This window comes from Mycobacterium sp. IEC1808 (genome assembly GCF_002101935.1).
Lineage (GTDB): Bacteria > Actinomycetota > Actinomycetes > Mycobacteriales > Mycobacteriaceae > Mycobacterium.
Genome location: NZ_LQPV01000070.1, coordinates 106,021 through 118,696, shown reverse-complemented (window position 1 = coordinate 118,696; position 12,676 = coordinate 106,021). Strand labels below are relative to the sequence as shown.

The 12,676-nt window shown below is 64.5% G+C and carries 10 protein-coding genes and 1 pseudogene; 6 read left to right on the top strand and 5 right to left on the bottom strand.

Annotation, left to right across the window (positions count from 1 at the left end; all coding sequences use genetic code 11):
- The first annotated feature begins 11 nt into the window (after window positions 1-11).
- The 3 genes from AWB92_RS28385 to AWB92_RS28375 are packed head-to-tail and all read left to right on the top strand — an operon-like array spanning window position 12 to window position 1,878.
- A complete protein-coding gene (locus AWB92_RS28385) occupies window positions 12-434 on the top strand; it encodes a nitroreductase (RefSeq protein WP_085191622.1) in 423 nt (140 codons plus the stop codon).
- A gap of 59 nt (window positions 435-493) precedes the next feature.
- Window positions 494-1,141 carry a SatD family protein gene (locus AWB92_RS28380; protein ID WP_085191620.1) on the top strand — a complete coding sequence of 216 codons (648 nt, stop codon included), beginning with the start codon at window positions 494-496 and terminating at the stop codon, window positions 1,139-1,141.
- Window positions 1,138-1,878 (top strand): hypothetical protein, encoded by a 741-nt coding sequence (locus tag AWB92_RS28375; RefSeq protein WP_085191618.1) that lies wholly within the window; start codon window positions 1,138-1,140, stop codon window positions 1,876-1,878. The genes AWB92_RS28380 and AWB92_RS28375 overlap by 4 nt, the downstream gene beginning before the upstream one ends.
- Window positions 1,879-1,965: 87 nt before the next feature.
- On the opposite strand, the pseudogene AWB92_RS28370 reads toward AWB92_RS28375, so the two are convergent.
- From AWB92_RS28370 to kstR2, 3 genes and pseudogenes are all read right to left on the bottom strand, one after another.
- Window positions 1,966-2,780: pseudogene (locus tag AWB92_RS28370) on the bottom strand (hypothetical protein).
- A 154-nt stretch (window positions 2,781-2,934) separates the two neighbouring features.
- The gene (gene fadA6 / locus AWB92_RS28365; RefSeq protein WP_085191616.1) at window positions 2,935-4,095 is read right to left on the bottom strand and encodes a steroid 3-ketoacyl-CoA thiolase FadA6; all 1,161 of its coding nucleotides are present in this window, start codon (window positions 4,093-4,095) and stop codon (window positions 2,935-2,937) included.
- A gap of 55 nt (window positions 4,096-4,150) precedes the next feature.
- Window positions 4,151-4,753: a TetR family transcriptional regulator KstR2 gene (gene kstR2, locus AWB92_RS28360; protein ID WP_142282359.1), complete on the bottom strand. Its 603-nt coding sequence runs from the start codon at window positions 4,751-4,753 to the stop codon at window positions 4,151-4,153.
- A 519-nt stretch (window positions 4,754-5,272) separates the two neighbouring features.
- Here kstR2 and AWB92_RS28355 point away from each other — a divergent pair.
- The 3 genes from AWB92_RS28355 (at window position 5,273) to AWB92_RS28345 (ending at window position 10,731) form a co-directional block, all read left to right on the top strand.
- Window positions 5,273-6,910 carry a PPE family protein gene (locus AWB92_RS28355; RefSeq protein WP_085191612.1) on the top strand — a complete coding sequence of 546 codons (1,638 nt, stop codon included), beginning with the start codon at window positions 5,273-5,275 and terminating at the stop codon, window positions 6,908-6,910.
- 248 nt (window positions 6,911-7,158) lie between these two features.
- On the top strand, window positions 7,159-8,811 hold the full coding sequence (locus AWB92_RS28350; RefSeq protein ID WP_085191610.1) for a PPE family protein: 1,653 nt from the start codon (window positions 7,159-7,161) through the stop codon (window positions 8,809-8,811).
- Between the two features lie 240 nt (window positions 8,812-9,051).
- On the top strand, window positions 9,052-10,731 hold the full coding sequence (locus tag AWB92_RS28345) for a PPE family protein (RefSeq protein ID WP_085191608.1): 1,680 nt from the start codon (window positions 9,052-9,054) through the stop codon (window positions 10,729-10,731).
- Between the two features lie 9 nt (window positions 10,732-10,740).
- Here AWB92_RS28345 and ipdF read toward each other — a convergent pair whose 3' ends face one another.
- Complete coding sequence (gene ipdF, locus AWB92_RS28340) at window positions 10,741-11,529, bottom strand: (5R,7aS)-5-hydroxy-7a-methyl-1-oxo-2,3,5,6,7,7a-hexahydro-1H-indene-carboxyl-CoA reductase (RefSeq protein WP_085191606.1); 789 nt, start codon at window positions 11,527-11,529, stop codon at window positions 10,741-10,743.
- Window positions 11,526-12,674: an acyl-CoA dehydrogenase IpdE1 gene (gene ipdE1, locus AWB92_RS28335; RefSeq protein WP_085191604.1), complete on the bottom strand. Its 1,149-nt coding sequence runs from the start codon at window positions 12,672-12,674 to the stop codon at window positions 11,526-11,528. Before ipdE1 ends, ipdF begins: the two co-directional genes overlap by 4 nt.
- Between the last annotated feature and the right edge of the window lie 2 nt (window positions 12,675-12,676).

Below are 12,676 nucleotides of genomic sequence, written 5' to 3'. Positions count from 1 at the left end.
ATCCTGGATGCATGATGACGCTGGCACCGGGATCGTGGCCCACTCCGCTCTTGAACGCCGTTCGCGCTTCGAACAAATACCTGCTCAACCCGCTGATGGTGCAACTGGCCGGCCACAAGCACTGGTACGCGGCCGCGATCAAGCACACCGGGCGGCGCTCCGGCAAGCAGTACACCACGCCGGTCGTAGCCGAGCGCATCGCCGACGGCTTCGTCATACCGCTGCCCTACGGCACCGACGTGGATTGGTTGCAGAACGTCCGCGCGGCGGGGCGGGCGACGATCGCGTCCCAAGGCCACGACTACGAGGTGGGGCAGCCCGAGATCATCGACGCGGCGACGGCGCTGCCCATGCTGTCGGCCCCACGTCGGCGCACTTTCGAGCGGGTCGGCATCGACGGATACCTCAAGCTCACGGACCAAGCAACGAACTGACGCCGCGGCTGGATTAAGTCTTCTTCTAAATTCGGCATAAATGAAGCTATAATCTTCATATGGCGATAGTGAAGGCTCCACCTTCACTGCGCGCGACGATGATCGGCGACGTCGTCGGGTCCCGGCGCGCGCGCGATCGGCCTGCGCTGCATCGGCGGGTCGCCACCGCCCTGCGGCAGGTCGCCGACGGCGCCCTCGACCCGCCCGCGTTCACCGTCGGCGATGAGTTTCAGGGCAGCTACCCCACCCTGGGTGCCGCCATCGACGCCGCACTGACGGTGCGCCTGCTGCTTGCCCCCGAGACGGACGTCCGGTTCGGCATCGGCTGGGGCACCGTCGCCATCCTCGACGCCAACGCCCGGATCCAGGACGGCCCGGGCTGGTGGACCGCCCGGGCGGCCATCCAGCAGACGGCGGAGTCCCAGCGGCAGCCCGGCTTCACGCTGGTGCGCACCACATTCCGGGCGGACGAGGACGATCGCACTGACGTCGCCGCCGTCAACGCCGCCCTGATTTGTCGGGACCATCTGCTTGGATCGCTCGATGAAAGATCGTTACGGATTGTGAGGGGCTTGATGGCGGGCCGGACCAAGAAGGAACTCGCCGCGGCCGAGGGCATCAGCCCTTCCGCGGTGTCCCAACGGGCGGCCCGTGACGGTCTGGACCTCATTGTCCGTGCCTCCCAATATCTTCGGAGTCTGCCATGAGCGCGGTCGCGGTGCTGCTGATCGCGCTCGGGATCGCGGACCTGTGTCGGCGGGCGGTCCGCGCGGCGTGGCTCCCCGTGGTAATCGCGCCGATCGTGGTGGCCGGCTGCGCGGCGCTGGGTGCGCTCTGGCATCGCGGCGATATCCCGCTGCTCGTGCCGGCGGCCACCGCGGCCGTCGTGTGGGAGTGGCTGTGCCTGCGCGCCGAGCGCAGCGGCAAACGACAGGCAGCCCCGTTGGCCGTGTTCGCCGCCGCGCTGGTATTGCTGATCGGGTTGTCCGGCTGGTCCTCTCCCGTCCACGGCCTGATCGCGCGGTGGTCCGGCTGGGCGCAACTGCCGCTGAGCGACGTGACGCCCACCCGGCTGCTGATGATCGTCGCCGTGGTGCTGGTGCAGTTCGCAACCGGAAATCAGTTGGTGCGCCTCGTGCTTGGCTCGGTGGGTGCGGTGCGCCCGGCCGGTGAGCCGCAGCCATCCGACCGACTCAAGGGCGGCCGGCTGCTGGGCCCGATGGAACGCCTGCTGATCCTGAGCCTCGGCGTCGGCGGGCAGGTGGCCGCGGCCAGCGCCGTCGTAGCCGCCAAGGGCATCATCCGCTTTCCCGAGCTGAGCGCCCAAAAAAACCGCAACGGCGACGTCGGCATCGACGAGGTGACCGAATACTTTCTGGTCGGCAGCTTCACCAGCTGGCTGCTGGCCTTGGGCGGAATCGCGCTCGTGCTGGCCACGCGGTGATGGCCGCGGCCGATGGAACACCCTGCGCGATTGTGCAATTTACGACGCGACACGCCGTTGAAGCGTCGTGTGTTGCACGCTCGAGCGCTACGGCCGCCAGCCCGCCGAACGCATCGCGGCGACGACCCGGGCAATGAAGGTGCCTTGCCGATAGCGGAGCAGGTCGTTGCTCACCCGACGATGGTCCAGCCCAGGTCGGCCAATGCTACTTGCCGGTCGATGTCGCGTTGACGCTGCGCCGGGTCCGTCAAATGTTGGGGTCGTCGTACTCGATGCCGACAAGCAGTTCGCGATACGCCATGTCGATGCGCGCAACGAAGTCGCCGTATTCGTCGCACACCCTGATCTGAGTCTGCGGCCTAGGAAGCCCGGCCTCGATCAATATCAGCCGGGTGCGCGTCTCCTGGGGCGACTCGGCACCGCCGTCGACTAGCGGGAGCACGACCCGCAGCCGTGCCAGTCCGCGCATGCCGCGATGTGCGGCCATCACTGCGTCGACGTCAGCCACCTTGACGTCGGTGGCGTTCGCCAACGCGTCGAGCCCCTGCACCGCCTGCAGCCGCGAGAATGTCCACCGCCCGATATCGAAAGCCGTGCGAGCCGGACCGGTCACCGGCATGCCGTCGACGTCGACGACCTCGCCCGGGAGCAAGCTCTCGGAGTGCACCACAATGCCGGCCGGCCGGTGGCGGTTGTCATGAATCAGCTCAGCATCCAATGCCGGGTCCACCCACTTGGCCCCCAGGAGCGCCGCCGCCGAGTTTTCCCGCGACGACTGCCTTGCGTCGCGACCAGAGCCATGCAGCCTGCGCTCGGTCAGGGGCCATCAATTCGATGTCTCCGGAGCCGTAGACGCCGGGGTAGACACGCTCGTAGAGCTTGCGCATCGCCCGTTCCGGCATGGCCTTGGCCGCGAGGGCCTCACTGCCCAGAACAGCTCCGTCATGCCGGCGATGCTGCCAAACCACACCGACAGCCCCGCGAGTGTGAAATCCACGACGCGACACGCGGTTAGGGCGTCGTGAGTTTCACACTCGGCGCAAAGGGGCGCAGGGACTAGAGCCGCTCGATGATCGTGACGTTGGCCGTGCCGCCACCCTCGCACATCGTCTGCAGGCCGTAGCGGCCGCCGATGCGCTCAAGCTCGTTGAGCATGGTGGTGAACAGCTTGGCCCCGGTGGCGCCGAGCGGGTGACCCAGGGCGATCGCGCCGCCGTTCGGGTTGACCTTCTCGGGGTCGGCCTTGATCTCCTTGAGCCACGCCAGAACAACCGGCGCGAACGCCTCGTTGATCTCGACGGTGTCAATGTCTTCGATTGACAGCCCGGTCTTTTCGAGTGCGTACCGGGTCGCCGGGATGGGCCCGGTCAGCATGAACACCGGGTCGGCGGCGCGGGCACTGATGTGGTGGATGCGGGCTCGGGGCTTCAACCCGTGGTCTTTGACGGCCTGCTCGGAGGCGAGCAGCACCGCGCTGGCGCCGTCGGAGATCTGACTGGCCATCGCCGCCGTCAGCCGACCGCCCTCGACGAGCGTCTTCAGGCCGGCCATCTTCTCCAGCGATGACTCACGCGGGCCTTCGTCGACCCGGAACGGTCCGGATTCCGTTTCGACAGTGATGATTTCGTTGTCGAAGTGTCCGCTGCGGATCGCCGCGAACGCGCGCTCGTGGCTGGTGAGCGAGTACCGCTCCATCTCTTCGCGGGACAGGTTCCACTTCTCGGCGATCATCTCCGAACCGCGGAACTGGGAGATCTCCTGGTCGCCGTAGCGGTGCAGCCACTGCTTGGATTCGCTTGTGGGCGAGGTGAACCCGAACTGCTCGCCAACGGTCATCGCCGACGAGATCGGGATCTGGCTCATGTTCTGCACGCCGCCGGCCACGATGAGGTCGGCCGTTCCCGACATGATTGCCTGCGCGCCAAACGAAATCGCCTGCTGGCTGGAACCGCACTGTCGGTCCACCGTGACGCCCGGCACCTCTTCGGGATAGCCGGCGGCCAGCCACGAGAGGCGGGCGATGTTGCCCGCCTGCCCGCCGATCGCGTCGACGCAACCGGCGATCACATCCTCAACGGCGGCGGGGTCGACGTCCACCCGGTCGAGCAGTCCGCGCCACCCAAGGGCGCCCAGGTCGACGGGATGTATCCCGGCCAGTGCGCCGTTACGCTTGCCAACCGCGGTACGCACAGCGTCGATGACGTACGCCTCAGCCATTGTGTCGCTCCTCCTCATCGCTTCGCTCTGCATCGTCGCCGACACGGGCCATGTTTCAGACTCCTTCTTTGGTAATGCCGCCAAGGACAATGGCGAGATATTGCTGACCCACCTGCTGTGCGGTGAGCGGTCCGCCGGGTTGATACCAGCGCACCGACACCCAGGTGGTGTCACGGATGAATCGGTAGACCAGGTCGACATTGAGGTCGGGCCGAAAGCAGCCCTCGTCGATGCCTTGATTGAGCACCTCGACCCACATCTTGCGTTGTTGGCGGTTCATGTCCTCGATGTAGGAGAACCGGGCCTGCGATAGCAGCCGTTTGGCCTCGTCCTGGTAGATGACGACCTGCGCGTGGCGATCCTCGATCGCCTCGAACGACGCCATGAACAGCCCCTTGAGCCGCTCGAGCGGATTGGGCTCACTGTCGATGATTTCGCGGTAGCGGGCGAACAGCCACTCCAGGAATTCGCGGAGCAGCTCGTCGACCATCTCCTCCTTGGAGGAGAAATGGTGGTACAGGCTGCCGGACAGGATGCCCGCGCCGTCGGCAATGTCGCGCACGGTGGTGGCGCGCAGACCACGCTCGGCGAACATGGTCGCGGCGAGCGCAAGCAACTCGTCTCGCCGGCTGTTAGCCTGACCGGTCACTCGGTCCACCGCATCAGGGTATCAACCAAGCGCTTGCTCGGCCAGCGAGGCCGCGGGTTCGCGATAGCGGCGACACGGGTAATGGCGTGCCCGCATCCTCAACACCACTCGCATCTGGGCCAAAGAACGCCACAAGAGAATTGGGGCGCAGCAACCACACCGCAAATGCACCATTGCTGAGCGAAAGTAAACATTGTTGAATCACGCAACGGCGCGTTGTGGGGATTGTTTGACCGCACTGGCCTGTTTCTACAACTAGTTGGCCTCGAGGCGGCCGACCTGACATCGAGAGCTCCTCGAAACGAGTATGGAGCCCAACACTTCTCACGGCTCCCGGCTTGTCGGAATGCTGCCTGGTCCCGGCCGCCGGCCCATCTAAAGGGATACGACAGCGAAATAATTGACACTGCCGTTACCCGTACGGGACTGACGCGAATCCGTGCGATTTTCGCCAATTGTGTAATGACAGCGTCAGCAGGCGTCTAACATCCGTTTGTCCTCTGCAATCGGGCTGGAAAGGACGCGGTCATGAGTTTTATGGTGTTGCCTCCGGAAATAAACTCTCTGCTGATGTTCTCAGGTGCCGGTTCGGCGCCGATGCTGGAGGCCGCAGCGGCGTGGGACGGCTTGGCTTCCGAGCTTGGAAGTGCGGCGTCCTCCTTCGACTCGGTGACCGCGGGACTGGTCGGTCAGGCATGGCAGGGCCCCGCGGCTCAAGCGATGGCGGCCGCGGCCTCTCCCTACGCTGGTTTCCTCGGCCAGGCGGCCGCCCAAGCGGCGGGGTCGGCGGCTCAGGCACGTGCGGTGGTGAGTGCGTTCGAGGCCGCGCAGGCCGCGACCGTGCACCCGCTGTGGGTGGAACTCAACCGCAACTCGTTGGTGCAGATGGTGAAGTCCAACTGGTTCGGTCTTAATTGGCCATCGATTGCCGAGATCGAGGCTGATTACGAGGCGATGTGGGCCCAGGACGTGTCGGCAATGTCGGGGTACTACTCGGGCGCATCCGCGGCGGCGGCGCAGTTGGCGCCGGCGCAAGGCCTGCAAGACCTGCTGGCGGGCCTACCAAACTTGGGCATTGGCAACGCCGTCGGTTCGACCGGGAACATCGGAAATGGCAACAACGGCAACGCCAACATCGGTAACGGCAACAACGGCAGCGGAAACGTCGGCGGCGGCAACTTCGGTAGCAACAATGCCGGCAGCGGCAACACGGGTAGCAACAACTTCGGTTGGGGAAACGCAGGCTTCGGAAACATCGGCCTCGGAAATGCTGGTACCAGCTCGACCACTGGCCGCAATATCGGCATGGGTAATCTCGGCGACAACAACGTTGGTTTGGGCAACACCGGGTTCGGAAACCAAGGCGCCGGCAACACCGGGAACAACAACATCGGTTTCGGCCTCACGGGCAACAACCTGGTCGGTCTCGGCAATGCATACTTCGATAGGACGACTGGTCAGTTCTTCTTCAACGGCCTGAACTCGGGTAGCGGCAACATCGGCTTTGGGAACTCCGGAACCGGCAACATCGGCTTCTTCAACTCCGGCGACGGCAATGTCGGCTTCTTCAATTCCGGGCAAAACGTCCTTCCTGCCGACTTGGGTAGGCTTCAAGGCTTGGGATTCGGCAACTCCGGCTTCGGCAACATCGGCTTCGGCAACTCCGGCGTGGGGAACTTCGGCTTCGGCAACGTTGGTGAGCTGGACACCGGTTTCGGAAACTCCGGCTCATTTGACACCGGCTTCGGAAACGCGGGCAGCCTCAACACGGGCAACCAGAACTCAGGCACCGGTAACACATTCGACGGGAACTCGGGCAACATCAACACGGGCTACTGGAATTCGGGCAATGTGAACACCGGATTCGGAGTGACCACCGACAGCGGCGCAACCAACTCGGGATTCGGCAATACGGGCACAAACGTCTCAGGCTTCTACAACGCGATCAATGGTCTCGGAAACGACGCCAGTTCGGGCTTTTTCAACAAGGCCATCGGCGACGCATTGGGGAACGGCAACATCTCGGGCTTCTTCAACACCGGTGTCACGGCACCACTTTTTGGGGTCCCAAGCGGCGTCGCCAGCGGCTTAGACTCAGGTTTCTTCAACACAGGCACCGGTGTGGCCGGGTTCTTCAGCCTCACTCAACTGCTAAAGAACCTGTAGCACGCTCGATTTCGGGAACCTCGGTTCCCCGACCGCGACGACACAGGCAGGTGCAACACCGGCAGCACCGTGCCTGGCTTGTTGAATCTCCAACAACTACTGGAGCAATTCGGGTAATCGCAACACCCCTTAATTGTCCACTGCGGCTCGTATCAATCCCATTTCCTCGAAAAATGAACCGCAAAACGCCAGTCGCGGTTTAACATCATTTCGTCCTCTGCGATCGGGCTGTAAAAGGACGGTGTTCGATGAGTTTCATGGTGTTGCCGCCGGAAATAAATTCAATACTGATGTTCTCAGGTGCGGGTTCCGCGCCGCTGTTAGCGGCCGCGACGGCCTGGGACGGACTGGCCTCGGAGCTCGGTGTCGCGGCGGCATCGTTCGGGTCGGTGACCTCGGGGCTGGCGGGCCAGGCGTGGCAGGGTCCGTCGGCGCAGGCGATGACGGCCGCGGCGGCGCCGTACGCGGGGTGGCTCAGCCAGGCGGCGACGCAGGCGGCGGGGGCGGCCGGGCAGGCCCGAGCGGTAGTGAGTGCGTTCGAGGCCGCGCAGGCGGCAACGGTGCAACCGATCATGGTGCAGCTCAACCGCAATTCACTTGTGCAGATGGTGATGTCGAACTGGTTTGGCCTTAATGCGCCGGCGATCGCCGAGTTGGAAAGCGACTACGAGGAAATGTGGGCCGCCGACGTGTCGGCGATGTCCGGCTACTACTCGGGCGCGTCGGCCGCAGCCGCCGGATTGACGCCAGCGCAGACCTTGCAGGACATCCTGGCCACCCTGCCCAACGTGGGCATTGGCAACATCGGCAACGCCAACGTCGGCAACGGCAACAAAGGAAGCGAGAACGTCGGTGGCGGAAATACCGGCAGCTCCAACCTCGGCGGCGGAAACTTCGGTAACAACAACACCGGCAGCGGGAACTTCGGCAGCGGAAACGTCGGCGCCGGAAACCGCAACAACGCGAACATCGGGTTCGGAAACCACGGTAACCCCTTCACCAGCTCGGACCCGGGCCACAACATGGGCATAGGTAACACCGGCAATGGCAACGCCGGCTTGGGAAACGTCGGCGACGGTAACAGCGGCGGCGCTAACACCGGCAACGGCAACATCGGCCTCGGAAACACCGGCAACAACAACATCGGCGTCGGGCTTACCGGTGACGACGAGATCGGGATCGGGAACACGTACTTCAACAGGGCTACCAATCAATTTAGCTTTGGCGGGCTGAATTCGGGCAGCGGCAACATCGGCTTGTTCAACTCGGGCAGCGGCAATATCGGCTTCTTCAACTCAGGCAACAACAACATCGGCATCCTCAACTCGGGCAGCAATCAAGTTTTGCCAGGCAGCATCAACAACATTGGACTCGGCAATTCGGGCATCGCCAACTGCGGTTTCGGAAACTCGGGTACCGGAAGCTTCGGCTTAGGGAACTCGGGCACGATAGACACCGGCCTCGTGAACGCGGGCGCCGAAGACACCGGCTTCGGTAATGCGGGCAACACGAACACGGGCTTCTGGAATTCAGGCCAGGTGAACACGGGCTTCGCGAATTCGGGCAACACAAACACCGGCTTCTGGGATTCGGGCGACGTGAACACAGGCGTCGCGATCACCACCAACAGCGGCCTGACCAACTCGGGCTTTGGAAACACGGGTACGGGGATGTCCGGCTTCTTCAACACCGCTAGCGGCGGCGCCATAAACCACAACATTTCGGGCCTTTTCAACACGGCCACCGGCGGCACGGCAGTTGACGGCCAAAGCTCGGGCATCTTGAACATGGGTGTCCCGGGCGTAACTGCCGGCCCGGCCCTCAGCGGTGACAACTCGGGCTTGCTCAACAGGGGCACCCTCGTATCGGGCTTGTTTGACCTCATTCATCTGTTGCCGTAACGGCTCGTTTGGCCGCCAACTAAATACCAAACCACTTCTCCGGCCAAGTAACTCGAGAGTTGCTGGGCGGAAAAGTGTTCGTGGCCGCGACCTCGTACGCGCCGGTGAACATGTCGCGGCGATTCTCGCAAAAGCCAGAAATGCTCGTCGACGCCGTCGTAGCATTCGAAGGCGATTACTCACTTCCCTTCGGGCACCGGTCGCTTTGTCGCGGCCGGGGGAAACGCGTAGGAGGCCACAGTGGCGAGTTTTCTGGTGCTGCCGCCGGAAATCAATTCCCTGTTGATGTTCAGTGGCGCCGGCTCGGCACCGTTGCTCGAGGCGGCGGCGGCATGGGACGGGCTGGCCTCGGAGCTGGGAAACGCGGCGTCGTCGTTTTCCGCGGTCACGTCCGGGTTGGTCGGTCAAGCTTGGCAGGGCCCGGCAGCTGCGGCGATGGCCGCCGCGGCGGCACCGTACACAGGGTGGCTGAGCCAAGCCTCGGCCCAGGCGGCGAGTGCGGCCGGGCAAGCCCGCGCGGTGGTCAGTGCCTTCGAGGCCGCCCAGGCAGCGACCGTGCACCCGCTCCTGGTGGACCTCAACCGCAATTCGCTTGTGCAGATGGTGATGTCGAACTGGTTCGGCCTCAACGCACCCGCCATCGCCCAACTCGAGAGCGACTACGAGGCCATGTGGGCCCAAGACGTGTCGGCGATGTCGGGTTACTACTCGGGTGCGTCGGCGGCGGCGGCGCAGTTGGCGCCCGCGCAGGCGCTGCAGCAGCTCCTGGCCGGCCTGCCAAACCTGGGCGTCGGCAACACGGGTGGTACCGGCAATATCGGCAACGGCAATACGGGGAGCACCAACATCGGCAACGGCAATACCGGCAGCTCCAACCGCGGCGGCGGAAACAACGGCACCGGCAACGTGGGCACGGGAAACATCGGTATCCGTAACTTTGGCGCTGGAAACTTCGGCGCATTCAACGTCGGGTTTGGAAACTTCGGTCCTAGCAACACCAGTGGCCAAAACGTGGGGATAGGCAACACCGGCACCTTCAACTCGGGCTTCGGAAACAACGGCAGCGCCAACATCGGTGCCGGGAACACCGGCACCGGAAACAGGGGCGCCGGCAACACTGGAAGCTACAACATCGGCTTCGGGCTCACCGGCAACAACGAGATCGGTATCGGCAACACCTTTTTCAACACCGCAACCAATCAGTTCAGCTTCGGCGGGCTGAACTCGGGCAGCGGGAACATCGGCTTCGGAAACTCGGGCACCAACAACATCGGTTTCTTCAACTCCGGCACCGGAAACGTCGGCATCTTCAACTCGGGCGACAACACCTTCGTGCCAGGCTCCTGGAACAATATCGGCATCGGAAATTCCGGCATCGAAAACTTCGGCATCGGAAACGCGGGAGCATTAAATACGGGCATCGGGAACGCGGGCGAGCTGGACACTGGGTTCGGGAACGCCGGGAGCTACGACACGGGCGCCGGGAACGCGGGACTCACGAACACCGGCATGGGGAATTCGGGCGGCGAAAACACGGGCAATGGCAACTCGGGCTTCACCAACACCGGCTTCTGGAATTCGGGCACCGCGAATACCGGCTTTGGTTCCACAACCAACACCGGCCTGGCCAACTCGGGCTTCAACAACACGGGTAGCGGCGACTCCGGCTTTTTTAATACCGGCGATTTTGTGTCAGGCATCGCCAATAGGGCCACCGGCGTGAACCCTGAGCTGATTTCGGGCTTCTTCAATTCTGCCGCCGGCGGCTCAGGCATCAGCGGTGCAATTTCGGGCATTTTCAACACGGGCGTCACCGCTGCAGTCGGCGGCAACCCGATTGGCGTCATCAGCGGCTTCGACTCGGGGTTGTTGAACATCGGCTCCGGCCTAGCCGGCCTGTTGGACCTTGCCCGCCTGTAACCGATCAGCTCACGCGTGCTGGTTCGATACCGAGATGACCTCTCCGGTCAGGTAACTCGAGTAGTCGCTGGCCAGAAAGGCTATGGTGGAGGCGATTTCCCACGGCTCGGCCGCACGGCCGAACGCCTCCTGCGCCGACAGCCGGTCGAGCAGCTCGGCCGAGGTCGTCTTGTCCAGAAACTTGTGCCGCGCGATGCTGGGCGAGACGGCGTTGATGCGGACGTCGTACTCGGCGGCTTCGATTGCGCTGCAGCGGGTTAGGGCCATGACGCCCGCCTTGGCGGCGGCGTAGTGTGACTGCGAGTGCTGGGCGCGCCAGCCCAGCACACTGGCGTTGTTCACGATCACACCGCCGTGCGACGCCTCGCGGAAATACCGCAGCGCCGCGCGGGTGGCCCTGAACACCGACGTCAGCGTCACGTCCAGGACGCGGTCCCATTCGTCGTCCGTCATGTCGACCACCGGGGTCTGCCCGCCCAGCCCGGCGTTGTTGACCAGCACGTCGAGGCGGCCCATGCGCGCCGTGGTGGAGTCGATCAGGGCGTCGACCTGGGCCGTGGACGTCACGTCGCACACGACCTTCTCGACCCGGCCCTGTCCCAGCGCGGCGAGCTCGTCGGCGGTCTCCCCCAGCCGCCGTTCGTGGTGGTCGGAGATGACCACGTCGGCCCCTTCGGCGAGTGCCCGCCGGGCGGTCGCCGAGCCGATACCGGTTCCGGCGGCCGCGGTCACCACGACTACCTTCCCTTGCAGAAGCCCGTGTCCGGCAATCTCTTTCGGCGCTTCGGAGAGCGTCATCCCTTAACCTCTCGGGGTAGGCCGAGCACCCGCTCGGCGATGATGTTGCGCTGGATCTCGTTGGACCCGCCGTAGATGGTGTCGGCCCGGGTGAACAGGAAAAGCCGCTGCCACTCGTCGAATTCCCCGTCGGGCAACGCCATTGACGGCCGGCCGATCACGTCCATCGCCAGCTCGCCCAGGTCGCGATGCCAGTTGGCCCACAACAGCTTCGAGACGTTGTCCTGGCCGGGCTGCTCGACATCCATGGTGGCCAATGCGTACGACCGCATGGCCCGCAGACCCGTCCACGCCCGCGTCAGCCGTTCCCGGATGAACGGGTCGTTGGCGGCGCCGTTACGCTGCGCGAGGTCGGCAAGGTTGGAAAGCTCACGGGCGTAGCGGATTTGCTGCCCAAGTGTGGAGACACCGCGCTCGAAGGTCAGCGTCCCCATCGCGACCCGCCACCCGTCGCCTGGCTGGCCCACCACCAACGACGCATCGGTGCGGGCGTCGTCGAAGAACACCTCGTTGAATTCGGCGGTGCCGGTGATCTGCACGATCGGGCGGACCTGCACGCCCGGTTGATCCAGCGGGACCAGCAGATAGGACAGGCCGGCGTGTCGCTTCGAGCCCTTCTCGGTGCGCGCCACCACGAAGCACCACTGCGACAGGTGCGCCAGCGACGTCCACACCTTCTGGCCGTTGATCACCCACTGGTCGCCGTCGAGTTCGGCGGTCGTCGAGACGTTGGCCAGGTCGCTGCCGGCGCCCGGTTCGGAGTAGCCCTGGCACCACAGCTCGGTGACGTCCAGGATGCGCGGCAGGAAGCGCTGCTGTTGCTCCGGCGTGCCGAACGCGATCAGCGTCGGGCCCAACAGCTCCTCGCCGAAGTGGTTGACCTTGTCCGGCGCGTCTGCCTTGGCGTACTCCTCGTAGAACGCCACCCGGTGCGCGGTCGAAAGCCCTCGCCCGCCGTGCTCCACCGGCCAGCCCAGGCAGGTCAGTCCGGCCTCGGCGAGATGCTGGTTCCAGGCCCGGCGTTCCTCGAACGCCTCGTGCTCGCGCCCGGGGCCGCCAAGGCCCTTGAGAGCTGCGAATTCGCCGACCAGATTGTCGGCGAGCCACTGGCGGACCTCGGCCCGGAACTCCTCGACGTCCTGCATGC